This window comes from Phenylobacterium sp. Root1290, from assembly GCF_001425305.1.
Taxonomy (GTDB): domain Bacteria; phylum Pseudomonadota; class Alphaproteobacteria; order Caulobacterales; family Caulobacteraceae; genus Phenylobacterium.
Genome location: NZ_LMEE01000005.1, coordinates 143,757 through 168,446, shown reverse-complemented (window position 1 = coordinate 168,446; position 24,690 = coordinate 143,757). Strand labels below are relative to the sequence as shown.

24 protein-coding genes are annotated in these 24,690 nt (G+C 67.8%); 11 read left to right on the top strand and 13 right to left on the bottom strand.

Annotated features, from left to right (window positions below):
- Positions 1 to 107: 107 nt before the first annotated feature.
- Positions 108 to 929: an aldo/keto reductase gene (locus ASC79_RS20105; RefSeq protein WP_056026586.1), complete on the top strand. Its 822-nt coding sequence runs from the start codon at positions 108 to 110 to the stop codon at positions 927 to 929.
- Positions 930 to 1,059: 130 nt separating this feature from the next.
- Positions 1,060 to 1,746: an energy transducer TonB gene (locus ASC79_RS20100; protein ID WP_056026583.1), complete on the top strand. Its 687-nt coding sequence runs from the start codon at positions 1,060 to 1,062 to the stop codon at positions 1,744 to 1,746.
- Positions 1,747 to 1,762: 16 nt separating this feature from the next.
- Here the strand turns inward: ASC79_RS20100 and ASC79_RS20095 are convergent, their stop codons facing one another.
- The 3 genes from ASC79_RS20095 to ASC79_RS20085 form a co-directional block, all read right to left on the bottom strand.
- Positions 1,763 to 2,932, bottom strand: a complete 1,170-nt coding sequence (locus ASC79_RS20095; RefSeq protein WP_056026580.1) for an acyl-CoA dehydrogenase family protein — start codon at positions 2,930 to 2,932, stop codon at positions 1,763 to 1,765.
- A gap of 10 nt (positions 2,933 to 2,942) precedes the next feature.
- Positions 2,943 to 3,980, bottom strand: coding sequence for an FAD-binding oxidoreductase (locus tag ASC79_RS20090; protein ID WP_056026577.1), 1,038 nt, complete (start codon positions 3,978 to 3,980; stop codon positions 2,943 to 2,945).
- Positions 3,981 to 4,086: 106 nt separating this feature from the next.
- On the bottom strand, positions 4,087 to 4,677 hold the full coding sequence (locus tag ASC79_RS20085; protein ID WP_056026576.1) for a TetR-like C-terminal domain-containing protein: 591 nt from the start codon (positions 4,675 to 4,677) through the stop codon (positions 4,087 to 4,089).
- Positions 4,678 to 4,888: 211 nt separating this feature from the next.
- On the opposite strand from ASC79_RS20085, the gene ASC79_RS20080 reads away from it, so the two are divergent.
- The gene (locus ASC79_RS20080) at positions 4,889 to 6,346 is read left to right on the top strand and encodes an NAD(P)/FAD-dependent oxidoreductase (RefSeq protein ID WP_056026573.1); all 1,458 of its coding nucleotides are present in this window, start codon (positions 4,889 to 4,891) and stop codon (positions 6,344 to 6,346) included.
- 1 nt (position 6,347) lies between these two features.
- Here the strand turns inward: ASC79_RS20080 and ASC79_RS20075 are convergent, their stop codons facing one another.
- The 3 genes from ASC79_RS20075 to ASC79_RS20065 form a co-directional block, all read right to left on the bottom strand.
- Entirely contained in the window at positions 6,348 to 8,846 is a 2,499-nt protein-coding gene (locus ASC79_RS20075; RefSeq protein ID WP_056026570.1) for an Ig-like domain-containing protein, read from the bottom strand.
- 98 nt (positions 8,847 to 8,944) lie between these two features.
- Positions 8,945 to 11,362, bottom strand: coding sequence for an ATP-binding protein (locus ASC79_RS20070; RefSeq protein WP_056026567.1), 2,418 nt, complete (start codon positions 11,360 to 11,362; stop codon positions 8,945 to 8,947).
- Between the two features lie 93 nt (positions 11,363 to 11,455).
- Entirely contained in the window at positions 11,456 to 12,433 is a 978-nt protein-coding gene (locus ASC79_RS20065) for a LysR family transcriptional regulator (protein ID WP_056026564.1), read from the bottom strand.
- A gap of 102 nt (positions 12,434 to 12,535) precedes the next feature.
- On the opposite strand from ASC79_RS20065, the gene ASC79_RS20060 reads away from it, so the two are divergent.
- From ASC79_RS20060 to ASC79_RS20040, 5 genes are all read left to right on the top strand, one after another.
- A complete protein-coding gene (locus tag ASC79_RS20060) occupies positions 12,536 to 13,096 on the top strand; it encodes a hypothetical protein (RefSeq protein WP_056026561.1) in 561 nt (186 codons plus the stop codon).
- Positions 13,096 to 13,728 carry a GNAT family N-acetyltransferase gene (locus ASC79_RS20055; protein ID WP_200937253.1) on the top strand — a complete coding sequence of 211 codons (633 nt, stop codon included), beginning with the start codon at positions 13,096 to 13,098 and terminating at the stop codon, positions 13,726 to 13,728. Before ASC79_RS20060 ends, ASC79_RS20055 begins: the two co-directional genes overlap by 1 nt.
- A complete protein-coding gene (locus ASC79_RS20050) occupies positions 13,725 to 14,264 on the top strand; it encodes a cysteine hydrolase family protein (protein ID WP_056026558.1) in 540 nt (179 codons plus the stop codon). The genes ASC79_RS20055 and ASC79_RS20050 overlap by 4 nt, the downstream gene beginning before the upstream one ends.
- The gene (locus ASC79_RS20045) at positions 14,261 to 14,518 is read left to right on the top strand and encodes a hypothetical protein (RefSeq protein ID WP_056026555.1); all 258 of its coding nucleotides are present in this window, start codon (positions 14,261 to 14,263) and stop codon (positions 14,516 to 14,518) included. Before ASC79_RS20050 ends, ASC79_RS20045 begins: the two co-directional genes overlap by 4 nt.
- 164 nt (positions 14,519 to 14,682) lie before the next feature.
- A complete protein-coding gene (locus ASC79_RS20040) occupies positions 14,683 to 15,096 on the top strand; it encodes a helix-turn-helix domain-containing protein (protein ID WP_082532283.1) in 414 nt (137 codons plus the stop codon).
- Here the strand turns inward: ASC79_RS20040 and ASC79_RS20035 are convergent.
- The 4 genes from ASC79_RS20035 to ASC79_RS20020 all read right to left on the bottom strand — a co-directional run bounded on the left by ASC79_RS20035 (position 15,093) and on the right by ASC79_RS20020 (position 19,781).
- Positions 15,093 to 15,833: an RNA methyltransferase gene (locus ASC79_RS20035; RefSeq protein ID WP_235528844.1), complete on the bottom strand. Its 741-nt coding sequence runs from the start codon at positions 15,831 to 15,833 to the stop codon at positions 15,093 to 15,095. The two genes, ASC79_RS20040 and ASC79_RS20035, sit on opposite strands and share 4 nt — an antisense overlap.
- A gap of 74 nt (positions 15,834 to 15,907) precedes the next feature.
- Entirely contained in the window at positions 15,908 to 18,022 is a 2,115-nt protein-coding gene (locus tag ASC79_RS20030; RefSeq protein ID WP_056026717.1) for a M13 family metallopeptidase, read from the bottom strand.
- 99 nt (positions 18,023 to 18,121) lie between these two features.
- Complete coding sequence (locus ASC79_RS20025) at positions 18,122 to 18,370, bottom strand: hypothetical protein (protein ID WP_056026552.1); 249 nt, start codon at positions 18,368 to 18,370, stop codon at positions 18,122 to 18,124.
- A 61-nt stretch (positions 18,371 to 18,431) separates the two neighbouring features.
- Complete coding sequence (locus tag ASC79_RS20020) at positions 18,432 to 19,781, bottom strand: FAD/NAD(P)-binding protein (RefSeq protein WP_056026549.1); 1,350 nt, start codon at positions 19,779 to 19,781, stop codon at positions 18,432 to 18,434.
- 185 nt (positions 19,782 to 19,966) lie between these two features.
- Here ASC79_RS20020 and ASC79_RS20015 point away from each other — a divergent pair, with 185 nt between their 5' ends.
- From ASC79_RS20015 to ASC79_RS20005, 3 genes are read left to right on the top strand one after another with little or no spacing between them, the layout of a single operon-like run.
- Positions 19,967 to 21,223 (top strand): cytochrome P450, encoded by a 1,257-nt coding sequence (locus ASC79_RS20015; RefSeq protein WP_056026716.1) that lies wholly within the window; start codon positions 19,967 to 19,969, stop codon positions 21,221 to 21,223.
- 57 nt (positions 21,224 to 21,280) lie between these two features.
- Entirely contained in the window at positions 21,281 to 21,730 is a 450-nt protein-coding gene (locus tag ASC79_RS20010) for a nuclear transport factor 2 family protein (protein WP_056026546.1), read from the top strand.
- A gap of 26 nt (positions 21,731 to 21,756) precedes the next feature.
- Complete coding sequence (locus tag ASC79_RS20005) at positions 21,757 to 22,569, top strand: phytanoyl-CoA dioxygenase family protein (RefSeq protein WP_056026543.1); 813 nt, start codon at positions 21,757 to 21,759, stop codon at positions 22,567 to 22,569.
- Here ASC79_RS20005 and ASC79_RS20000 read toward each other — a convergent pair.
- Genes ASC79_RS20000 through ASC79_RS19990 form a run of 3 tightly spaced genes read right to left on the bottom strand, consistent with a single transcriptional unit; the run spans position 22,566 to position 24,651 of the window.
- Positions 22,566 to 23,300: a dienelactone hydrolase family protein gene (locus tag ASC79_RS20000; RefSeq protein ID WP_056026540.1), complete on the bottom strand. Its 735-nt coding sequence runs from the start codon at positions 23,298 to 23,300 to the stop codon at positions 22,566 to 22,568. The genes ASC79_RS20005 and ASC79_RS20000 overlap by 4 nt on opposite strands.
- Positions 23,301 to 23,303: 3 nt before the next feature.
- Positions 23,304 to 23,870: a hypothetical protein gene (locus ASC79_RS19995; RefSeq protein ID WP_056026537.1), complete on the bottom strand. Its 567-nt coding sequence runs from the start codon at positions 23,868 to 23,870 to the stop codon at positions 23,304 to 23,306.
- 10 nt (positions 23,871 to 23,880) lie between these two features.
- Complete coding sequence (locus ASC79_RS19990; RefSeq protein ID WP_056026535.1) at positions 23,881 to 24,651, bottom strand: SDR family NAD(P)-dependent oxidoreductase; 771 nt, start codon at positions 24,649 to 24,651, stop codon at positions 23,881 to 23,883.
- Between the last annotated feature and the right edge of the window lie 39 nt (positions 24,652 to 24,690).

The window sequence follows — 24,690 nt, the reverse complement described above, 5'->3', positions numbered from 1 at the left end:
CGCCCAGGCGCCCGCCGCCCTTGTCGCTGGACAAAGCTGAGGCGCGCCTTGCACGTCGTCGACCGAGTTCCAATCTTGGCCGTCTGGCTTCAACGCAAGGTGCTTCCATGACGCAGCCCACGATCCGCTTCAACGACGGGGCGGCCTTGCCGCAACTAGGTCTCGGCGTCTGGCAGGTGCCGGACGACGAAGCTGCGAACATCGTGCAGACCGCGGTGGACGCGGGCTATCGCCATGTCGACACCGCCGCCATCTACCAGAACGAAGCCGGGGTCGGCCAAGGCCTCAAGCGCGCCGCGGCCGGCGCCGAAGTGGCCCTGACCACCAAGCTCTGGAACGAAAGCCAGGGCTACGACCGCGCCCTCAAGGCCTTCGACAAGTCGCTCCAGCGCCTGGGCCGCGACAGTGTCGACCTCTACCTGATCCACTGGCCCTGCCCGACCCAGGACCTCTATGTCGAAAGCTGGAAGGCGCTGGTCCGCCTCAAGGAAGAGGGACGCGCCAAGTCCATCGGCGTCTCCAACTTCGCCACCGATCATTTGCGCCGGATCGTCGGCGAGACCGGCGTGACGCCGGCGGTGAACCAGATCGAACTGCACCCTCGCTTCCAGCAGACCGCCCTGCGCGCGGTGCACGATGAACTGGGCGTGGTGACCGAGTGCTGGAGCCCGCTCGGCCAGGGCAAGGTTCTGGAGGATCCGATCATCGGCAAGGTCGCCGCCAAGCACGGCAAGACGCCGGCCCAGGCGATCATCCGCTGGCACCTCGACAGCGGCTTCCTGGTGATCCCGAAGTCGGCCAACCCTGGCCGCCTGCGCCAGAACTTCGACGTCTTCGACTTCGCGCTCGACGCCGAGGATCTGGCGGCCTTCGCAACCCTGGACACCGCCGAGGGCCGCATCGGCCCCGACCCGCTGAAGTTCGGCTAGCCGCGCCGCTGGCGGGGCGGCGCCACTTCGCCACCGCCCCGCCACGGTTCAGCTTCGCGACGGCCAAGCTCCAGACACGATCACGGCGCGACCCTTTGTTTCAGCGACGAAAAACAAAGGGAGGTCGCCAATGGTCATCCGTCAGTTCCTGCCGGCCACGCTGGGCCCGCCAAAGCCCCGATTGGGCCGATCTCCGGCCGTCACGGCCGCCATCGCCTTGTCGGTCGTCGTCCACGGCGGCCTGGCCGCCTACCTCGCCGTGAAGACCTGGAGCCCGCCCCAGATCGAAGCCCTGCCTGAGGGGCCGATCATCAACGTGCAGACCTACACGCCGCCGCCCAAGACTGAGATCCAGCCCAAGCCGGTCGAACGCAGCGTGGCCCCGCGCCAGGCCGCGATTGTCGACACCCCGTTCACGACGCGGGCCCCGATCCCGATGGCGCCCGTTCCGGCTCCGGCGCCCACTGAACCGCCGACCACGATCGCGCCGCCCGCTCCTCCGATCCCGGCGCCGCCGTCGGTGATCGTCGCGCCCAACTGGCAGAAGCGCCCCGGCGCCGCCGAACTCGCCCGCTTCTACCCGGACTCCGCCCAGCGGCGGGGGATCGGCGGCACGGCGACGATCTCTTGCCAGGTCAGCGCCGCAGGCCTGCTCAGCGGCTGCTCGGTCGCGCGGGAGTCGCCGGCCGACGAAGGCTTCGGCCGCGCCGCCCTGAGGCTCGCCCCCTACTTCCGGATGAGCCCGATGACCCGCGACGGCCAGCCGGTAGAAGGTGGGACGATCCAGATCCCCATCCGCTTCAACCTCGGCGGATGAACCGGTCTCGGCCTGCTCAATAGCTCTTGGGCAGGCCGAGCACCCGCTCGGCGATGTAGTTCATCACCATCTCACGGCTGATCGGCGCGATCCGCGCGATCATCGCCTCACGGAAGTAGCGCTCGACATCGAACTCCTTGGCGTAGCCCATGCCCCCGTGCGCCAGAACCGCCGCCTCGCAGGCGTGGAAGCCGGCCTCGCCGCCGAGATACTTGGCCGCATTGGCCTCGGCGCCGCACTCGCGCCCGGCGTCGAACAACGCCGCGGCCTTGAACGCCATCAGGTTCGCCGCCTCCAGCTCCGCCCAGGCCTTGGCCAGCGGATGGGCCACGCCCTGGTTCTGGCCGATCGGCCGGCCGAACACGACGCGCTCCTTGGCGTACCCAGCCGCCCGCGCCAGCGCCGCCCGGCCCAGGCCCACGGCCTCGGCTCCGAACAGCACCCGCTCGGGATTGAGCCCGTCCAGCAGGTAGTAGAAGCCGCGCCCCTCCTCGCCGATCAGGTCGTCGGCCGGGACCTCCAGATTGTCGATGAAGACGCTGTTCGACTCGACCGCCTTGCGGCCCATCTTGGGGATCACCGTCGCGCTGATCTTGCTGCGATCGAAGTCGGTGTAGAACAGGCTCAGGCCTTCGGTCGCCTTCTTCACCTGGTCCTTCGGCGTGGTCCTGGCGATGATCAGCATCTTGTTGGCGCGCTGGGCCATGGTGGTCCACACCTTGCGGCCCGTGATCACATAGCCGTCGTTCGTGCGCACCGCGCGCGTCGTCAGGCTCGTGGTGTCCAGGCCCGAGTCCGGCTCGGTGATGCCGATGCAAATCTTGTCCTCCCCCGACATCAGCCGCGGTATCGCCCGGTTTCTGAGAGCCTGGCTCCCATACCTGACGATCGGCATCGGCCCGAAGATGTTCAGGTGCATGGCGCTGGCGCCCGAGAACCCCGCCCCCGACTGCGCCACCGCCTGCATGACCAGCGCCGCCTCCGTCAGCCCCAGCCCGGCCCCGCCCAGCTCCGCCGGCATCGCCGTCCCCAGCCAGCCGCCCGCCGCCATGGCCGCCACGAACGCCTCGGGGAAATCGCCAGTCTCGTCGGTCTTGCGCCAGTAGTCGGCGTCGAACCCTGCGCAGAGCCTGGTCACGCTCTCGACGATGGCTTCCTGTTCCTCGCTCAACCAGAAGCCGCTCATCGATCTCTCCCTACTTCGCCGGCGCGTCGAACCTCGCCGGACTCATGGCTTCGGCAAAGGGACCAGCTTCCCCTTCCGTCACGCAAGCCACGATCAAGCGGGCGATCAGCGGCGCCAGCAGCCAGCCGTTGCGCCGCGCCCCGACCGCCAACAGCACGTCCTGGTGCCGCCCGCGCCCGACCATAGGCAAGCCGTCCGGCGTCGCGCCCCGCACCCCGGTCTCGGCCTCGAATGTGGCCCCGGCCAGATCCGGGAACAGCCGCACGCCAGCGGCCCTCAGCGGCTCCACCCTGGCCGGCTCGACCGCCCTGTCCCCTAGCCCCGCCTCCATCGTCGCGCCGATGGTCAGCCCGCCGGGCGCGGCGGTGACGTAAGCCCCCTGCCCCCGCACGACGACGCCGCGATAGGCCCTCTCGCGCGTGCGCAGGATGTGTCCCTTGATCGGCGACAGGTTGGCCAGTTCCGGGGCCACGACGGCGAGGTCCTGGCCGGCGCCAGTGGCGATCACCAACCGCTCGGCGCCTTCAAAGCCGGTGGCCGTCGCCTGGCGAAACTCGACCCCCGCCTCCGTCGCCGCACGGCGCAAGGCCGCCAAGGTGCTCGAGGCCTCGATCCGCCAGTCCTCGCGCACCAGCAGGCCGCGACCCCACGCCTCGGCCACCCCCGGCGCCAGACCCGCCAGCGCGCCGCGCTGCAGTTCGGTCGGGTGAAGCCCCAGGCCTCGCAGCCCCCCATCGACGCGGGCCAGGAAGTCATCGTCGCCAACGGCGACGGCTCCGGAGCGATCCACGGTCACGCCGATGCGCGCTTCCAGGGCGGGCCAAAGATTGCGCGCCGCCATCAGCAACTCGAAATGGGGCGCAGCGCTGGCGTCCAGCACCGCCTCGAAGGCCGGCGCCAGCATGCCGGCCGCCACGCCCGAAGCGTTGTCCCCGGCGGGCCCCGGATCGAAGACCGTCACGCGCGCCCCGGCGTCCGCCAGGGCCAGGGCCGTCGTCAGGCCCAGCGCGCCGGCCCCGGCCACGGTGATCTTGGGGCCTTTGCTCATGGGCCTAACGAAAGGGCTTCGGCCTCAAAATCAAGCCAATAGACCAAACCAAAGCGGCGCCTCGGCAAGATCGTCGCCGACCAGCTGGTTGCGTGGCGGGATAGGCCTAGCGCGGGCGGAACAGCGCCTCGAGGCCCTGAATCACGTCCTCCATCAGCGGTGAATCCCCGCTCTCGTCCGCCTGTGTCAGCGAGGCGGCTCCGTGGCCGCAGGCCCAGACCGCCAGGGCGACCTTGTGGACCACCACCGGGTCGACGCCCTGCTGGCTCGGTGCGCTGGCGATGACCTCCTGCAGAACCGCAAAGGCGCTGTCGCGCGCCTCGGCGACTTCGGGCTCTGCGATCAGCGCGGCGTCGAACATCAGCTCGTAGAGCGCCGGTTGGCCGCGGGCGAAGGCGAAGTACGCCAAGGCCGTCGTACGGATCGGCGTGGCTTCGGCGGTGGCGCCCGCCTGCCGCAGGCTGGCCTCCAGTTCGCGAAACCCCATGGAGGCCAGGCCCGCCATCAGCGCAGCCTTGGATGCGTAGTGGTGATAGACAGATCCCGCGGCGATCCCCGCTCGCGCCGCCAGCGCCCGCAGGTTCAGGTCTGCGCGGCCGCCAGCCTCCAGCAGCGCCCGCGCCTCATCCAACAGAAGCGTCCGCAGATTGCCCACATGATAGGGCCGGCGCCGCGCGCCCTGATCGGCCCAGGTCATCGTGCCGCGCCCGCCCACCCATGGAGGTCCGAAATCGAAAGCGCGCTTACGCGGCGACGTGGCATGGCGTTCTCCCTACGTGAACAATGTTCTCAAGCCCGCCGCCGAATGTCGAGGCCGCCGATGGATCGCGCCGGTCGATGTGACCGTTGATAACCTATCGTCCCGCCGCTAGCGTCCCCCACACAAGAAAGTTCGAGGGGAGTACGACATGGCCGCGGACGTGAAAGTCGCCATTTTGGGCGCGGGCTTCGCCGGCCTCTGCATGGGCCTGCAACTCAAGGCCCAGGGCGAGTCGTCATTCGTCATCCTCGAAAAAGCCGACCGCGTCGGCGGCACCTGGCGCGAGAACATCTATCCCGGCGCCGGCTGCGACATCCCCAGCCACCTCTATTCCTACTCCTTCGCCCCGAACCCCGATTGGCCGGAGGTCTACTCCGCCCAACCCGACATTCTCGCCTATATCGAAGGGGTCGTGGACCGGCACGAACTCGGTGATCACATCCGCTTCGGCGCGGAAGTCACGGGCGCGGTCTGGGACGAGGCGGCCGGCTGCTGGACGATCGACCTGGCCGACGGTTCGAGCGTGACGGCGCAGGCCTTCGTCACCGCCTGGGGCCAACTCAACCGGCCGAAGGCGCCGCCGATCGAGGGCCGCGAGAGCTTTGCAGGCCGGGCGTTCCATTCGGCTCAGTGGGACGCTTCCATCGACCTCGCCGGCAAGCGCGTGGCGGTGATCGGCAACGGCGCCAGCGCCATCCAGTTCGTACCCGAGATCGCCAAGGTCGCCGGCCGGCTGACCCTCTTCCAGCGTTCGCCCAACTGGATCGTGCCACGGATGAACCGCCCGTACACCCCAGAAGAAAAGGCCCAGTTCCGCGCGCGTCCCGAACTGATGGAGAAGGTACGCTCCGAGATCTTCCAGATGGCCGAGGACCGCCTCATCGCCAAGCGCAACGGGACCGCTCCCGTCGAGGAAGTGCCGATCCCGCTGGCCCATTTGAACGCCCAGGTCGCCGACCCCGAACTGCGCGCCAAGTTGACGCCGGACTACGAGGTCGGCTGCAAGCGCGTACTGATCTCCAACGACTTCTATCCGGCGTTGACGCGGCCGAACGTTGAACTCGTCACCGAGGCGATCACCCGCATGACGCCGCAGGGCGTCGTCGACCAGACCGGCCGACTGCATGAGGCCGATGTCGTGATCTACGCGACCGGATTCGAGACCAAGTCATTCGCAGGTGAGACCGCCATCCACGGCGTGGGTGGCGTCACCCTCGCCCAGGCGTGGAAGTCCGGGCCGGAAGCCTATCTAGGGATCAGCGTTTCCGGTTTCCCCAACCTTTTCATGCTCTACGGCCCGAACACGAACCTCGGCCACAACTCGATCATCTACATGATCGAGGCCCAGGTGGGCTACGTACTGCAGGCCCTGGCCCAAGACCGGCCAGTGTCGGTCAACTCGGACGTCCAGGCCGCCTACAACGACAAGATCCAGGCAGAGCTCGCCCACACCCCGTGGGCCGGAACCTGCACCAGCTGGTACAAGACCCCCGAGGGCAAGATCCTCAACAACTGGCCCGGCTCAGCCCAGGCCTACGCTCAGGCCGTCGCCGGTTTCGACGCCGAGGCGTACGAAGTCGTCCGCACCACCGAACCGGCCGAATAGGTCAGCCGAACACGAAGTCGGCCGCCGTCAGCGCCGACTTCGCCACCCCTGCCAGCACGATGGTCTGGCCGCCAAGGTCGATCACTGTGTCGCCGCCGTCGGTGACGAGTTTGGCCGACAACGCCCCGAAATCAGCTGCGTCCGCCGGCGAGATGCGGATGCGGTCGCCTTCGGCCTGAGAAAAGTCCATCACCACATCGCGGCCGCCTCCGCCGGTGAAGTTGAACAGGTCGGCGCCCGCGCCGCCCATCAGCACATCATCGCCCAGGTCGCCGGACAGATAATCGTCGCCGCCCCCGCCGAAGACCGTGTCCCCGCCCTGTCCGCCCAGCACGCTGTCGCGCCCCAGATCGCCCAGCACGTAGTCGTTCCCCTGGCCGCCCTGGACGAAATCGTCGCCCTGGCCGCCGAACACGCTGTCGTTGCCCAGGTCCCCGAACAGCAGGTCGGCCCCGGCGTTGCCGTGCACGAAGTCGTTGTCCTGGCCTCCGCGCACGATGTCGTCGCCACCGGCTCCGCTCAGGGTGTCGTCTCCGGTGTTGCCCTGGATCAGGTCGGCCCCGCCCGCGCCGCCGACGCTATCGCTTCCCGGTCCGGCCGATACCGATCCCCCTTCAGCAGGCAGCGCGATCACGTCGTCGTCGCTGGCCGGCTGCGGCGGCACGTAGCCGACCGCATAGTTGTTGGAGATCGAAATTCCTAACCCCGCGTTGCCCGCGTCGTCGGTCACCAGGGAACTATCCAGCAGGATGAGATTCGTTGCGTCGCTCACGCCGACGGTCGGGGTAAGCGTCGCCGTCCAGGTCTTGTTGTCGCTGGTGGCGAGGTTGCTGAGCACGCCGTTTTCCACCGACAGGTCGGAAAGGCCAAAACCAACAACTGGTTCGGAAAACTCGATCGTAACCAGGGTCGTCTGCCCCGCCTGGATTGTCGGATTGCCGACAATGATGCTCGTCGCCGAAGGCCTGGCGGTGTCGATCTCGTAGTTGCCGGAAACGGCGCTTCCTGTACCGGCGTTGCCAACCCCGTTAGCCACCCCGGTCAGATCCAGCGTGATGACGTTCGATGCGGCGCTGACGTTGACGTTCGGCGTCAGGGTGGCGGTCCAAGTGACACCGCCATCGGTGCTACTGGGATTCGTGAGCGTCCCGTTCTCGACGGTCAGATCGCCTCGGTCGAAGCCGTTTACGGCCTCCGAGAACGTGATCGTTACGTCGCTGCTCTCGCTCGCCTTGAGTGCGGTGGCGTCCACGACAACGGTCGCCGTCGGGCGCACCGTGGCGATTGTGAAGTTGGCGGAGTACGTCGGCGACGCCCCGGCGTTTCCGGCCAGGTCGGTGTAGCCTGTATTGTCCAAGCCGATCACGTTGGTGTAGTCGCGGACGCCCTCCCCCGGCGTGAAGGTCGCTGTCCAGGTGATCCCGCCATCGCCGCTGCTCATCGCCGTGAGCGCTCCGTTCGGGGTCGACAGGTCGTCAATGGTAAAGCCGATCACCGCCTCCGAGAACGTGACCGTCATCAGCGAGGTCTCGCCGGCCTTCAGCTCCGGATCGGCCAGATTTACGGTCGCCACGGGCCGTTGGTGATCGACGACGTAGTTCAGAGAGTTGACCGTACCCGACCCTGCGTTGCCCGACAGATCGGTCACGCCGGTCAAATCGAGCACAATGACATTGCTGTTGTCGTTTACGCTGGCCGTCGGCGTGAACGTGGCCGTCCAGGAGACACCGCCGTCGCTGCTGCTCACGGCAGATAGCGCACCATTGTCGATCATCAGATCTGCGTTGGTGAACCCGGTCACGGCTTCCGAGAACGTGAAGGTGACATTGCTGGTCTGCCCGATCCCCAAGGCCAGGTCGGCAAGCACCACCGTCGCGGTCGGGCGAACGGTATCGACCGTGTAGTTGCCGGAGTCGCTTGTGCCCGCCCCGGCGTTGCCGCTGGCGCCCATGACGCCGCTCATGTCCAGCGTGATGACGTTCGTCGCATCCGTCACATTGGCGCTTGGCGCAAACGTCGCCTCCCAGGTGACCCCGCCATCTGCGGAAGCGACCGCTGACAGCGTCCCGTTCGCGACGGTCAGGTCGGCGTTCGAAAACCCGCTGACGGCCTCCGAGAAGCTGATCGTCACCAGGCTGGTCTCGCCGATTCTCAGCGCCGCGTCGGCGAGGCCGACCGTCGCCGACGGCCTCAAGGTCTGGATCATGAGCGACGGGCCGGAAGCGCCCGCGCCGTCATCGCCTGCCGCGTTCGTATAGGAAGCGTTGTCCACCGAGATCGTGGCGGACCCGGCAGCGACCCCAGCCGTGGGCGTGAAGCTTGCCTCGTAGACCAGCGGATCAGCTGTTGGCTCCAGAACAGAAATCGAGCCCCCGGTCACGCTCACATCGCCGAGCGAAAACCCCATGGGGAGTTCGGAGAAGGTGAACGTGACGGTCGCCGTCTCGCCGGCTTTCAGCGTGATCTTGTCGCAAGTGATCGTGAGCGTCGGCGCGGCCATAGGGACTTACTCAAAGGGAACTGGGTCCCTCCAAATGCCCCGATCGCGCGAATTATTCTACCCAAAGTCGTAGTTAACACGCGCTAATCGCGTCGAAGCTAGGCCGCCCTCGTCTCGGCCCCGTCTTCCAGCACCTTCTGCAGCGCCTCGAACAGCCGCCCGACCTCGATCGGCTTGGGCACGAACCCGTCCATCCCGGCCCCGGCGTACTCAGCCACCTGGTGGGCCATGGCGTTGGCTGTCAGGGCGATGATCGGGGTTCGCGGCCGTCCCTCCAGGGCTTCGCGGCCGCGGATCAGGGCGCAGGCGCTTGGTCCGTCCATGACCGGCATCTGCACATCCATCAGGATCACGTCCCACTCGCCGCTCTCCCAGGCGCGCACAGCCTCCAGGCCGTTCTCGACGATGAACGGATCCACGCCGATCTGGTGCAGCAGGGTCTTGAGAACCAGCTGGTTGACGGTGTTGTCCTCCGCCGCCAGCACCCGCAGCGCCGAACAGGCGCTGGCCTCGGGCTGTTGGTCGCTGACCGTCGGCGGCGTCGGCAAAGCCACGCTGGCGCCAACCCAGGTCAGCGGCAGGGTCACGAAGAACGTGGTGCCCTCACCCACCTCGCTCCGCGCATCGATGGCGCCGCCCATCAGCCCCGCCAGCTCACGGCAGATCGCCAGCCCCAGGCCCGTGCCGCCATAGCGCCGGGTGGTGGAAGCGTCGGCCTGCTCGAACTTCTGGAACAGCGCAGCCAGCCGGTGCGGCGCGATCCCGATGCCGGTGTCGGACACGCTGAGCCGCAGCCCGGAGGCGTCACGGTCGACGATGACCCGCACCTCGCCCTGCTCCGTGAACTTCAAGGCGTTGGAGACGAGGTTGTAGAGGATCTGCCGCACGCGGGTGGAATCCCCGCGATAGACGCCCAGCGCTGCGGGCTCGATCGCCAGGGCGAACGAGAGCCCCTTCTTGTTGGCGATCGCCGTGAACGCCGCATGCGCTCCGCGCGCCAGCGCCGCGACGTCGAAGTCGGCCTCTTCCAGCTCCAGCTTGCCGGCCTCGATCTTCGACAGATCCAGGACGTCGTTGAGGATCGCCAGCAGCGTCTCGCCCGACTGCCGGATCACCTCCAGCCGCTCACGCTGGATGTCCGACAGCCCATTCTCGGCCGACATCGCCTGGGCCATGCCCAGCACGCCGTTCAGCGGCGTGCGAATCTCGTGGCTCATCGTGGCCAGGAAGGTCGATTTGGCCCGGTTCGCAGCCTCGGCGTCTTCCTTGGCCTGCACCAGGGCGCGCTCGGCGGCCTTGCGCTCGCTGATGTTCTGCAGCGCGCCGATCACCCGCAGCGGACGCCCGCGCTCGTCGGCGATCAGGCGCGTCGAGCCCATCGCCCAGACCTCGCGCTCGTCGCTGCGGACCAGGCGGTACTCAGGGCTATAGGGCTCGCCATCGGTCAGATGCTGTCGCCACGCCTCCTCGACACGCTCCCGGTCGCGCGGGTCGATCGTGCTGAAGATGTCGCGATGCAATTCTTCATAGGTCTTCGGCTCGGTGAAGAACGTGTCCTCGGCCCCGGTCTTGATCAGCTCGCGGCGCGCGTAATCCATCTCGAACACGTGGATGTCGGCGATCTCCATCGCCAGCATCAGCCGCTGCTCGGACCGCTCGGTCGCTTCCAGAGCTTCGATCATGTCGGTGATGTCGTGGCTGGCGATGATCAGGCCGCCGACTCCGCCGTCGGCCGTAAGCCACGGCGCCAGCTCGGCCCGATACCATCGGATCGCACCGCCGGGCTCGACCACCTGCAGCCGGTCGGCCGTGATGACCTCCCCGCACAGCACCCGGTCATAGGCTTCCTGCCATCGCTCGTACATGTACGGCGCCAATTCCTGGATGGTCCGGCCGTAGACGATCTGCTGGCCCAGATCGAGCGTCCGGATCCAGCGTGGGCTGGCCCCGATCACGCGCATCTCCCGGTCGGTGAGCACCAGCGCCACGGGCATGGCTTCGACGATCGCCGCCAGGGTCGATTGCATGGCGTCGCGCTCACGGCGGCTCTGCTCGCGGGCCTTGCTCGCCTGGGCGCGCGCCCATTCGTCGGCGACGAATTGCGCCAGATCGTCGAGGCGGCAGGCCAAGGCGCCGTCAAAGGCGCGCGGCTGATCGCCGAACACCGCCAGCACTCCAGGGGTCGTGCCGTCGGCCAGCCGGATCGGCACGCCGACATAGGATCTCAGATAGGGCGGCCCTGCGACGGCGGGGCTCTCGGCGAACCGGGCGTCGGCCCTGGCGTCCTCGATCCACAGCAGCTCGCCGCTGGCCTGGACGATCTCGGCCGCCCGGTCGCGTTCGCGGAGGATGCGGCTGGCCGGGTCACGGCTGCGCCAGACCTCCCCGTCCTTGAGGAAAATGATCTGCGCATCGAGGGCGGAAAACATGGTCCTGGCGAGCCGCGTCGCGCGGTCGCAGACGGCCTGGGAGATATCCAGGCCGAACGGGCGCGTCTCGGCCGTGCCGTCCGCCATGCTGATCCCCCCTGATTCTTATTGATATCAGCGGGATGACCCTGAGCGACTAAAGTTAAGGCTCGATTGAAGCGGTTGTGGCCCGAACCGGGCTCAACCCCGCGCCGTGGCCGCCGGCCAGGACCACTCGCTGAACTCGCGCGGGTGGATGAACTCGGGGCGGAACCAGGGCCGCTCGCGGGCGTCGAAGATGCTCGCCAGCCATTCAGCCACCTTGGCGACCCGGCCGGACTTGGCCGCCTCGCGGTGATGGCACAGCCATACGGTGGAACTGGCCAAGGGCGGGATGTCCAGCATCACCAGGTCGGGCGCCACCGCCACGATCGCGGTCGGGATCGCACCGATGCCCGCGCCCCGCTGGATCGCATGCAGCATCACCGTCGAGGAGTTCACCACCATCGACGGCTCGGCCAGCTCCATGAACGCCGAGGTTTTCGCGCCCCAGCGCCCGCGCTTGCTGACCTGGGCGGAGTGATAAATGAAGCGGTGTCCCACCGCCGCCTCGATCCGCGTGGGGGCGCCATACGTTTCCAGGTACTCCCGCGAGGCGAACAGCGCGTAGTGCAGCGTCGCAAGGGGCGTTGCGGTCAATTCCGGCACGCCGCTGGCGTCCATCAGCTGGATCGAAAGGTCCACCTGACTGTCGACGGGGTTCTCCGGATAGAATCCGCAATCCAGACCAAGCTTGATACCAGGGTTCTCGCGGACGAAATCGGCGACCTCCTGCCCCAGCACATAGCCGCCCAATCCCTCAGGCATGGCGACCGTCACTTCGCCCGCGTCCGGCGTCTCGTGATCCAGGCTCAGGCGCTCGATGTCCAGCGACGCGCGCTGCATGGTCAACGCCCGGTCGTAAACCAACTCTCCGGCCCGGGTCAGTGAAACCCCGCGTAGCCCACGATCGAAAAGCTTCGCCCCCAGGCGCAGCTCCAGGTCCTCGATACGCCGTGTGACCGTGGGTTGAGTGGTGCGCAGCCGCCTGGCCGCGGCGCCGAAACTACCCGTCTGGGCGGCGGCTACGAAGGTTTTGATATCGTCCCAATCGGCGCGACCGCCGTCGTCGTTGTCCATCCGGCACCCAAAAGGCCGTGGGGCCCCCATACGAACTTCGAGGCTGCACACTCGAACATTGACGCTCTACCAAAACACATCTTCGCACAAGAAGGCGGCAAGATGATGATCATTCGCGATTTCGCAGAACGCTGTCATCGAGGACTGAGGGAACTCGGCCTGACGCTCGCCACGCATGACGAGATCATCGAGGGCCGCGCCCTCGCCGCGCGCACAGTCAGTCCGAACATCGCCACCGTGGAAACCCTGGCGCAGCTCCAGGATCTCACTCAGTCCTCCTCGTTTACCTTCCGTAGCGTCAATGGACAACTCTCTGGCGTCATGGCGATTATCCCGCTGACGGCCGCGGCGCTGCCTGACTTGGCCGCCGGCGTCTTCGACGGCGTCAACCCGCCGCAGGACCAGGCCGCCCGCCCGGGCGAGGCGGTGGTCGCAATCTACGGCTGGGGCATGGCCGGCACGACGCTGCGCGGACGCGGCGCGGTGATGGCCGGCGCGGTGAAGCTGCACCGCGAACTCTTCCCCACCATCCCGCTCTACGGCCGCGCGGCGACGCCAGGCGGGGAACGCACCCTGCTCAAGCGCATCGGCGCCCGCCCCGTCCCTGGCCCCGGCGGCCTGGTGATGGCGCGCGCCTGGTCCGCTGTCAGGAAGGCCGCCTGATGAACGCCAATGTCCGCATGCCGCTCGATGCTCGCGCAATCGCCGACGTCGACGAGGCCGAGCTCGAGATCGTCGTCTGCCGGACCCTGCCCGACATCATGCAGGCCATGGCCGTCCGATCGCTGGTCTACATGGGCGAACAGGCCTGCCCCTATGACGAGGAATACGACGGCAACGACTTCGCCGGCACGACCCACCTGATCCTGCGCCGCGACGGCGAGCCGGTCGGGACCCTGCGGATTCGCTGGTTCGCCGACTTCGCCAAGGTCGAGCGCGTAGCCGTGCGGCGCGAGTACCGCGGCGGTCGCGCCACGCTCATGCTGATCCTCGCCGCCAAGCGCCTCGCCGAGAAGAAGAACTACCGGCAGATCCTCGGCTACGGCCAGGTCCGCCTGATCCCCTTCTGGGAGCAGTACTTCAACGCTCAGATCCGCCCTGGACGCGACGGCTTCGCCTTCTCCGATCACGACTATGTCGAAATGGTCGTCGAGGGCGCGCCCCCGCCCGACGCCATCACCCTGGAAAGCGACCCCATGGTGCTGTTGCGGCCCGAAGGCGCCTGGGACGAGGTCGGCGTGCTCGACCGCTCGACGGCCCGGCCCGTCACCAATCAGGGCGCCCAGTCGCGATGACCGCGCCGCCCGCCGCACTGGTGTGCCTGGACATGCAGCGTGCGCGCCTGTCCGGCCCGCAGCTCGCGCTTAACCCCGGCCAGATCGTCGCCGCCTGCCGCCATGTCCTGGCCCAGGCCCGCGCCCGGCGCTGGCCGATCCTGCACGTGCATCGGCGCGAGGCCAGCTCCGAAGGCGCGCGGCCGATCCTGGGCCTCGAGCCGCTGCCGTCCGAGCCGGTGTTCCTGCGCCCCGGCCCCTCCGCTTTCTCGCATCCGGCGTTCGCGCGCCGGGCGCTCGAACTGGGCGGGCCGCTAGCCCTGGTCGGTTTTTCGATGGCCGACAGCGTGTTGGCCACCGCTGTGGCCGCCGCCGACCGCAAGCTGCCGGTGGACGTGCTCTGCGACGCCGTCGCCTCCGGCTTCCGGGACGACGGCGTGCTCCTGCAAGCCCTCAGCGCTCCGCTGGCGGCGCTTTCGCCGCTTTGCCGGCTCATCCAGACCGAAGACCTGCTTCAAGAGGAGGTCGCGACTTTCGCCGCGGCCAACGCCCCATGACCGACATCAAGATCACCGCACCGGGCGATGACGCCCAGAGCTTCCTGCGCGCCCTCGATGGCGGCCCGCGCATGGACCCCGATACCCGCCAGCTTCTGCAGATGGCCGCCCAGCTTGGGCCGCGCGACCGCGTGGCGCTGAGCCACATCATCCGCCGGGCCGGCGAGATCTGCGACGAGCAGGGAGAAGAGGTCGCCCTGGCTGTCCTCCAGCAGATCGAAGCGATCCTGAACGGCCGGAAAGCCGATGCCTGAACGCTGATAAGCGAGTTGACGCGCCCAAGATTCGCGCCATAAGCGAACATTAACTTTCTGTTGCGGCACAACGTCCACTTCACCATATAGGTGTAGCGAGGCGAGATACGCCTATGTCAGATTGTCGGCGTGCGCTTCCGATACGTGTTTAGGGACGTTTTTCAGTGAACGAGAACTCCGAGGACCAAGGACCCGACCCGATCGACGTGGCGGTGGGTCACCGCATTCGTGTGCGTCGCAAGTGGCTTGGCATCTCCCAATCCACCCTCGCCGACCACCTGGGGGTGAGTTTCCAGCAGGTGCAGAAGTATGAGCGCGGCGCCAATCGCGTCTCGGCCTCCATGCTCGTCCGTATCGCCCAGAAGCTCGACACCACCGTCGGCGAACTCGTCGGCGAGACGCCGACCCCGATGAGCGACGAGAGCCTGTTCGAAAAGCTGGCCGTGCCCGGCGCCGTGCAACTGCTCGAAGCCTTCGCCAGCGTTCAGCAACCGTCCATGCGCACGGCGATCCTGAACCTCACCCGCTCGCTGATCGAAGAGTCGGAAGAGACCGTCAGCATTCGGCGCGCGCGCTAATCGCGCTCGCGCCTCGCCGCAAAAGCGAGGTGGTGCAGCACCACACCGGCTGTCACCGCCACATTCAGAGAGTCGAAGCCGTCCGCCATCGGAATGCGGACGGTTCTCGCCCGCTCCAGCAACGCCTTCGACAGGCCCGGCCCCTCAGCCCCCAGCACGACCGCCGCACGCCTTGTCCGGGGCGTGTCGGCTAGCGCCGCCTGCCCGCTCGGGCTCAGCGCCAGCGGCTCGAAGCCGCGCCGTTCCAGCACGCCCAGCAGGTCCTCGTCCTCGCCCAGCCGTGCGAACGGCTTGAGCAGCGCCGCCCCGACCGAGACGCGGATCGCCTTCCGATACAGCGGATCGCAACAGGTCGGATCGAGGATCACCGCATCGGCCCCGAACGCCGCGGCGTTGCGGAACAGTCCGCCCATGTTGTCATGATTGGCGATGCCGCTCAGCACCAGGACCAGCGCCTCGTCCGGCAGGCTCGCCAACAGGTCGTCGACGCTCGGCTCGGCCGACCTGCGGCCCAGAGCCAGTATGCCCCGGTGGATTGGAAAGCCGACGACCGCGTCCATCACCGCCTGGCTGGCGGCGTAGACCGGAACGTCTTGCGGCAGCGCGGCGATCACGTCCGCCAGCGCGGCCACGCGCTTTTCAGCCAGCAGCAGCGACTGCGGCCGCGCGAGCGGCGATCGCGCCAGCACCCGCACCACCACCTCGCCTTCGGCGACGAACAGACCTTGCCGGCCCACGAGGTCGCGCTCGCGCACATCGCGATAGGCCGCGATGCGCGCGTCGTCCGGATCCTCGATGGCGACGACTTGCGCTACCAGATCTTCACCCGCTGATCGGGGGTCAGATACAGCCCCTGCCCCGGCTTCACCTCGAAGGCCGGGTACCACGGATCCAGGTTGCGAACGGTCTGCGCGCGGTACACGCCCGGCGAGTGCACGCCCGACAGCACGTTCCTGCGCAGCGAGGCCTCGCGGAACTTGCTGCGATAGTTCTGCGCCCAGCCGAAATAGAACCGCTGGTCGGCGGTGAAGCCGTCGATCACCGGCGCCGGCCGCCCCTTCAGCGACAGGTGATAGGCGTCGTAGGCGCTGGCAAGACCCGCCAGGTCAGCGATGTTCTCGCCCAGCACCTGGTTGCCGTTGAGGTGCAGGCCCGGCAGCGGCTCATAGGCGCTGTACTGCGCCGCCAGCGCCTGGCCGCGGGCCTTGAACTGCGCCATGTCGGCGGGGCTCCACCAGTTCTTCAGGTTGCCCTTGACGTCGAACAGCGCGCCGGTGTCGTCAAAGCCGTGCACGATCTCGTGCCCGATCACCCCGCCGATGGCGCCGTAGTTCACCGCCGCGTCGGCGTTGGGATCGAAGAAGGTCGGCTCCAGGATCGCCGCCGGGAACACGATCATGTTCTGCATCGGCAGGTTCAGCGCGTTGACGGTCTGCGGCGTCATCCACCACTCGTCGTGGTCGACCGGCCCCTTCAGCTTGGCGACGTTGCGGCGGTAGTCGAACAGATCGGCCCGCTGCCAGTTGCCGTAGGCGTCGCCGCGCACGATCTCCAGGCCCGAATAGTCGCGCCACTTGTCGGGATAACCGACCCCGACGCGGAACACGGCCAGCTTTTCCTTGGCCTTGGCCTTGGTGTCCGCGCTCATCCAGTCCAGGCGATCGATACGGGCGTCGAAGGCGGCCAGGATGTTCTTCACCATCTCCTGCATCTGCGCCTTCGCCTCAGGCGTGAAGTGGCGCTCGACATAGAGCTGGCCCACCGCCTCGCCCAGCGCCGCGTTGGTGTTGTCCACGCCGCGCTTCCAGCGATCGCGCTGCTGCGGCGTCCCGCCCAGCGCCGTGCCGTTGAAGGCGAAATGCTCGTCGGCGAACGCCTTCGAGAGGTAGGGAGCCCCGCGCTCGATGGCGTGGAACGCCAGATAGTCCTTCCAGGTGTCGATCGGCTGGCTGCCGACCAGCTTGGAGATGCCGGAGATGGCCGACGGCTGCCAGGGACCGACGACCGGCTGGTCGGTCATCCCCGCGCCCTGCAGCCAGGCGCTCCAGTCGATGCCCGGCGCCTTCTTCTGCAGATCGGCCTGGCTCCAGACGTTGTTGGCCTTGGCCACGTCGCCGGTCTCGTCGACGGTCAAGTGCGCCCTGGCGATCGCGGTCTCCAGCGCCAGGATCTTGGCGGCCCGCGCCTCGGCGTTCGCATAGCCGCCGAGCGTCAGCATCGCGGCGATGTGCGCCTTGTACTTGCCGCGCAGTTCCTGGAACCGCGGGCTGTCGTCCAGGTAATAGGCGCGGTCTGGCAGGCCCAGCCCGCCCTGCATCAGATACGGCCGATACTTGGACGTGTCGTTCATGTCCTCGGCGACCCACAGCCCGAACAGCCGGTCGGTCGTGTAGTCGGTCATGTTCAGTGCATCGACGTCGGCCCGCAGCGTCGCGCCCAGCTCGCGCGACAGGTCGGCGCGGGTCTTGATCGCCGCGATGCGGTCCAGTTCGGGCTTCAGCGGCGCGGCGCCCGCCGCCTCGATCGCCGCCTCGTCCATGAAGCTGGCGTAGTAGTCGCCGATCTTGCGCGCGTTGGAGCCTTCCGCGCCCTGCGCCTTGGCGGCTTCATCGAGAATTGCGCGGGTGCGCTCGGTCGCGAGATCGGCGAGGACGGCGAAGGTGGCGTAGCTGCCGCGGTCGGCTGGGATCTCCGTGGCCTTCGTCCAGCCGCCGTTGGCGTAGGCGTAGAAGTCGTCGCCCGGCGCCACTGCCTTGTCCATGCCGGCGACGTCGAAGCCGAACGTTCCGTACTTCGGATTCGGCTTGGCCGCCTCGGCGACCGGCGCAGGCGTCGCGTCCACGACCGGCGCGGACGCCGTCGTGGCGCAGGCGGACAGCACCAACGGCGCGCACGCGCCGAGCAGCAGGGTTTTCCAGGTGTTCATCGAGCGCTCCATCGGCGGCGCGGTCTCGCGCGCCGCTCGCTTTGGAGCCTTTCATACACCGGCCGCCTCCTGGGAAGCGGCCGATGCATTAAACTTCCGTCATTTGGCGGGGGCCGGCACGGCCGGCGGCGTCGGTTGAACGGGCGGCGGCGAGCCGTCAGCCGGTACAACGCCGGTGTCGCCGGCGTCAGGCGCGGCGGTCTCCACAGGCCCTGGAACCGGCGTCGCCTGGCTGGTGTCGGGCATGGCTGCGCCGGTCGTCTCGCCTTGCGGTTCGGGGCGTTGGTCGCAGGCGGCCACGCCGAGCAGAAGCAGCCCGCAGGCCGTCACGATCAAAGGCGTCTTCATCTGGGTCTCCCTTCGTCGAAAGAAGGTCAACGACCACGGTCCTTTGCCGTTCCGAGCAGTTTCAGGCGGCCCTTGCGCGGCGCACCCCGCTCAGGATCGCCTGGGCCGCGCCCGCCGCCTGGCTGCGGATGTCCGGAACCGAGGTGATCTCCCAAAACGCGCCGCGGGTCAGCGGCCCAACCGCGAACAGCCCCGGCTCCGGCCGCCCACTGGCGCCGATCAGCCGAGAGCCGATATCGACCTCGGCTCCCAGGCGACAGGGGTCGGGACGGATCACCCCTCGCGTCAGCAGGCGTTGCAGCAGCGGCTCGCTGGCCCGGTCCAGGTCGCCCAGCAAGCCCGCGCAGTTCACCACCGCCGCCACGCCCAAGCGCCGCACCAGACGCCCGCCGCGCGGCCGCCAGGACACTTCGACATTGTCCCGCGTCAGGCTGAGGCTCGTCACCTCGCCAGCCCGCACCACCAGTTCGCGCCCGCGCATCAGCAGGCTGATACGGCGCGCCACGCTGGGCGCCAGCCGGTGACGATGCACATCCCACCAGGGACGCAGGTGGCGCAGGAACGACTGCCGCTCGGCCTGGCTCCAACTCAGCCAGATCGACTGGACGTGCGGGCGCAGGGAATCGATCGCCTCGCGCCACTGGCCGTCCGCCGAAGCGGCGCGGATCTCCGCCAGCAACTCCCGCGGCGAACCGTGCGGCGCGATCTCCGCCCCCTGCTCGCTCGTCGGCGCGTGCTGGCGCGGAGTCAGGCCCCGGCGGGAGATGGCCCAGAACCGCCGGCCCGGCCGCCACAGGCTGACCGCGGCGTCGATCATGGTCAGGCCCGTTCCCAGCAGCAGGACATCGGACGCTTCGTCCTCGAGCTTGGCCTTGGAGTCCCACGGATCGCCGATGTAGCGGGGCGAGTTCAGCAGCGCCTCGCTCGCCGTGCTCGGCGCGGCCGGCCGCAGCACGCCCAGCGCCAACACCACCGCCGCAGCATCGATCTCACGCCCCAGGGCCAGCCGCACCCGCCAGCCTTCTCCGGACCGCTCCACGTCGACGGCCTCGTCCTGCTCCAGCAACAACCGGCCTGGGGTCGTGGTCTCCAGCGCCTCGCGCAGCAGATCCTGCAGATAGTCGCCATAGACGCCGCGGGTGACGAACCCGCCGTGCGAACTCCACCCCTCGTGGCGCGCCAGCCAACGGGTGAAGTGCTCCCGATCGTCCGGGAAGGCGCTCATATTGGCCACCCGCACGTTCAACAGGTGGTCGGGATTGCCCGTGGAATAGGCCGCCCCGCGGCCAAACGCCTTGGCCCGCTCGATCAGGCGAACTGTCGGACCTTCCGGATCGGCGGCCAGATGCAGCGCCGTCAGTAGTCCCGAGAACCCCGCCCCGATGACCGCAACCGTGGGCCGCTGACTCATTGATCCAAACTCCAAACGCGTAGGCCGACCTAATTCCTATCACTTTTGTGGACTTTAAAACGACAGAAAATCTGCATTCGAACGCAGATCGGATGAGACGGCTGTGGAAACTCGCGCTAAAACTTGACGCCTGCGTCATCTTTGGCTTGAGAACCTCGGGCGCATCGGACTTGGAGGAGGAACTGATGAGCGACGGAAACATCGATCTGAGCAAGGACGCTCGCGCGCTGGCCTATTCGACCCCGCTCGACCAGATCAATCCGGCCCAGCCGGCCCTCTTCCAGTCCAATGAGATGTGGTGGAACTTCGAGCGCCTGCGCAAGGAAGCGCCGGTCCACTACACCGCCGACAGCGAATACGGCCCGTACTGGTCGATCACCAAGTACAACGACATCATGGCCGTCGACACGAACCACCAGGTGTTCTCGTCCGAGCCGGGCATCACCATCGCCGACCAGAACGGCGACGAAGGTCCGCTGCCGATGTTCATCGCCATGGACCCGCCCAAGCATGACATCCAGCGCAAGACCGTCAGCCCGGCCGTCTCGCCCAGCAACCTGCTGGTGCTTGGCCCGCTGATCCGCGAGCGCGCCGCTGCGATCCTCGACTCCCTGCCGATCGGCGAAGAGTTCGACTGGGTCGACAAGGTGTCGATGGAACTGACGGCGATGACCCTCGCCACCCTGTTCGGCATCGACCAGGCCGATCGCCGCAAGCTGACCTACTGGTCGGACGTGGTGACCGCCGTTCCCGGCCACGGCCTGATCGACACTCTCGAGCAGAAGATGCAGATCTTCCTCGAGTACCACGGCTACTTCACCGAACGCTGGAACGAGCGGGTCAATTCCGAGCCGACCGGCGACCTGATATCCATGCTGGCCCACGGCAAGGACACGCGGGACATGTCGCCCCGCGAGTACTTCGGCAACGTCGTGCTGCTGACCGTCGGCGGAAACGACACCACCCGCAACACCATCTCCGGCTCGATCCTGGCCCTCAACCAGAACCCGGACCAGTACAAGAAGCTGCGCGAAAACCCCTCGCTGATCCCGTCGATGGTCTCCGAGACCATCCGCTGGCAGACGCCGCTCGCCCACATGCGCCGCCGCGCGACCCAGGACTTCGAGTTCCAGGGCAAGCAGATCCGCGAAGGCGACAAGGTGGTCATGTGGTACGTCTCGGGTAACCGCGACGACGAAGTCATCGAGCGTCCGAACGACTACATCATCGACCGCGAGCGCCCGCGGAATCACATGTCCTTCGGCTTCGGCATTCACCGCTGCGTCGGCAACCGACTGGCCGAACTCCAGCTCCAGATCATCTGGGAAGAGATCATGAAGCGCTTCCCCGACATCCAGCTCGTCGAGGAGCCCAAGCGCATCTACTCGACCTTCGTGAAGGGCTACGAGTCGATGAAGGTGGTCATTCCGAAGCGCGCCTGACCGCTTTCGTCGCGAACCGATTGGAGAGCCTGGGCCCCGCGCCTAGGCTCTCTTCGTATGAGAACCCTGCCATTCGATCCGACCGATATCGGCGCCGTCGTTGACGCCATGTACGCCATGATCTCGGGCCCCAAGGGGCCTCGCGACTGGGCGCTGCAAGCCGAGATCTTCCACCCTGACTCCCGCCAGATGCGCACCTGGGTCGGCGAGGACCGCCGCCCCTGCATCAAGATCATGGGCCCGGCCGACTACCAGGCCGACGTCGAGCCGTTCTTCGCCGCCAACGACTTCTATGAGGTCGAGATCGCGCGCCGCATCGACGTGTTCGGCAACATGGCTCAGGTCTGGAGCGCCTATGAGGCCCGCACCGAACCCGGCGAAGCCCCGCCCGAACGCCGCGGGATCAACTCCATCCAGCTGTTCTGTGAAGCCGACGGTCGCTGGCGCATCGTCTCGATGATCTGGGACAACGAACGCCCTGGACTTGCCCTTCCGTCATTCGGGTAGAAACTCGCCTCAAAAGGGAGGCGGCCATGTCCGAGCCGTTCGACATCGAGGCCCACGTCCGGCGTCTGAGCAAAGACGGCTACACGGTCATCGAGGACTTCGCCGACGCCGACGCCCTCACCGCCGCGCGCGCGGCCCTGGCCCCTCACCTCGGCTCGCACCACGGCCGCAACGCCTTCGAGGGCTTCGCCACGGAGCGCGTCTACACCCTGGTCGCGCGGGGCCAGGTGTTCGAGGACCTGACCGCCGAGCCGAGGCTGCTCGCGCTGCTCGATCGCTTCCTGCAGCCGAGCTACCTGCTGACCGCCAGCCAGGCGATCTGCATCTATCCCGGCGAGGCGGCCCAGGCGCTTCACACCGACGACGGTTTCTATCGCCAGCCGCGCCCGCGCCCCGCCATCAGCCTCTCGCTGATCGGCGCAATAGACGCCTTCACCGCGACCAACGGCGCCACCGACATCATCCCGGGCAGCCATCTCTGGAGCGACGCCGACATCGCCGCCCTGTCGCCGCAGCAGGCCTTGTCCATGCTGCAGCCGGTGATCATGCCGGCGGGCGGCGCCATCGTCTTCCAGGGCACGCTCGTCCATCGGGGCGGCGCCAACCGCTCGGACGCACCGCGCTTGGCCTTCACCAACCAGTACTGCGAGCCTTGGGGCCGCACGCAGGAGAACTTCTATCTCGGCGTGCCCCGCGAGCGCGTGAAGGCGATGTCGCCGCGCCTGCAAGACCTGCTCGGCTACAACATCTGGCCGCCGTTCATGGGCCAGGTGACCGGCTCGCATCCGCTGAAGAGCCTGGACGACGACTGGATCGCGCCGGTGGAGCGCGCCCCCTAGAGGTTCCGCGCGAACAATGCGTTCAGCCGCTGCCAGTGCCGCTCGGCGCTGGTCTTGTCGTAGGCCGCGCGCTGCGGGAACGCAAAGCCATGCTCGACCTTGGGATAGAGCTCCACCTCGGCGTTGATCTTGTCCGCCGCCAGCGACTGGTCCAGCGCCTGGACGGTCTCCAACGGCGCCCAGCGGTCGATCTCGGCGCAGGCGAAATAGAGCTCTCCCTTGGCCTTGCGGGCGGCCAGGTGCGGACTGTCCGACTTGTCCGTCACCAGGAAGGTCCCATAGATCGAAGCCGCCGCCGCGACCTTGTCGGCATGCCGCGCGGCCGCGTTGATCGCGAACTGCCCGCTCATGCAGTAGCCCACGCAACCGATCTTCTTGGTGGAGGCGGCCGCCTGCCCCTTGGCGAACTCCACCAGCGCGTCGGTGTCCTCCATCACCATGGCGATGCTCAAGCCGTTCATCAGCTCGAACATTCGCGCCCGGCCAGGATCGCTTGGGTCGGGCGACAACGGGCCCAACTCCAGCACGCCTGCCCTGTAGTAGAGGTTGGGGAGCATCACGTAGTAGCCGGCGCTGGCCAGCCGCCGCGCCATGTCGCGCAGTTCCTCGCGGATCGCTGGCGCGTCCATGTAGAAGATGATCAGCGGATGCGGCCCGCCGCGATCGGGATGGACGATGAAGGTCGTCGTGGCCCCGTCCTTGGTGGAGATATCGATGGTCTGCTCGATCATGTCTCAGCTCCTGGGCATCAGCACGCAGGCCCGCGCCAGCGAGACCCGCGTCAGCTCGCGGCGGCGCAGGAACACGGCCATCGCCTCGGTGGTCGGATCGCGCGAGACCTGCCACTCGCCCAGGTCCCGATAGCGGGTCATCAACAGCAGCCGGCGCGCGCCGGACTCGCGGTCCGCCTCGTCCTCCTCGGCCAGGAACAGGCCGAAGATCTTGGTCTCGAACCGCGCTTCGAAGTCGGGCCAGGCCTCGCCCGATAGCCGGACGAATTCGTCGGCTGCGTCGCCGTCGATCGTGAACCAGTTATGGACGTAGATCCCGCCCGGCTCAGGCGGCGTGTCGTCGACCGGCCGCAAGGTCGGCGACAGCCGGCAGCGGTCGCTGGCCACGATCCCTGGCGTGAACGAGACCCGCGTCCCCGCCGCCGCCAGCACCAGCGCCTGGTCGGACGCAAAGCCCAGCAGCGGCGCGAACACGGCTTTCACGCCGGCCGACCCATAGAGATGGTCGGCCAACAGCTTCTGCGCCGCGCGCTCGCGTCCCAGCGTCAGCTGAAAATAGTCGTATTCCAACGACTTGGCCCTAATAGTTGACGCGCGAGGAGATCGCGCCGTCCACCAGCATGTTGATCCCGGTCGTGAAGGCCGAGCGCGGGCTGGCCAGGAACACGGTCGCGGCCGCCACTTCCTCGGGGGTCGCCATCCGGCCGGTCGGGTTGCGCTTGATCATCTGGTCGAAGAACTGCGGCATGCCCGCCTTCACGTTGCCCCAGACGCCGCCCTCGAAGAACACCGTGCCCGGCGACACCACGTTGGCGCGGATGTGCTTGGCGGCGTTCTCACGGGCCAGGCCCTTGGCGTAGTGGATCAGCGCCGCCTTCATCGCCCCATAGGACGAGGCGTTGTTGGTTTCGGCCGCCGACACCGACGAGGTGATCAGGAACGCCGCGTCGCCGTGCGTCTCGGCCGCCTTCTCCAGGAACGGCCTGGCCGCCTCAAAGCTGCGCACCGCGCCCAGGATGTCGATCTCGAACATCGCGCGCCACTCGTCCTCGCCGGCGCCCTGCACCAGCGCGCTGGCGTTGGAGACCATGACGTCGATGCCGCCCAGCGTCTCGCCGGCTTCAGTGATGAAGGCGCGGATCGCCGGGCCGTCGGCGATATCGACCGCCTTGCCGAAGGCCTTCACGCCCTTGGCCTCCAGCGCCTTGACCGCCTCGGCGACCTGGTCCGCGTTCCGCGCGCAGATCGCGACGTCCGCGCCCTCGTCGGCCAGCAGGTCGGCGATCGCCCGACCGATGCCGCGCGATCCGCCCGTCACCAGGGCCTTCTTACCCTTCAATCCCAGATCCATGTCCCGCTCCCAACGTTCGTTGGACGATGTTCTAACCCG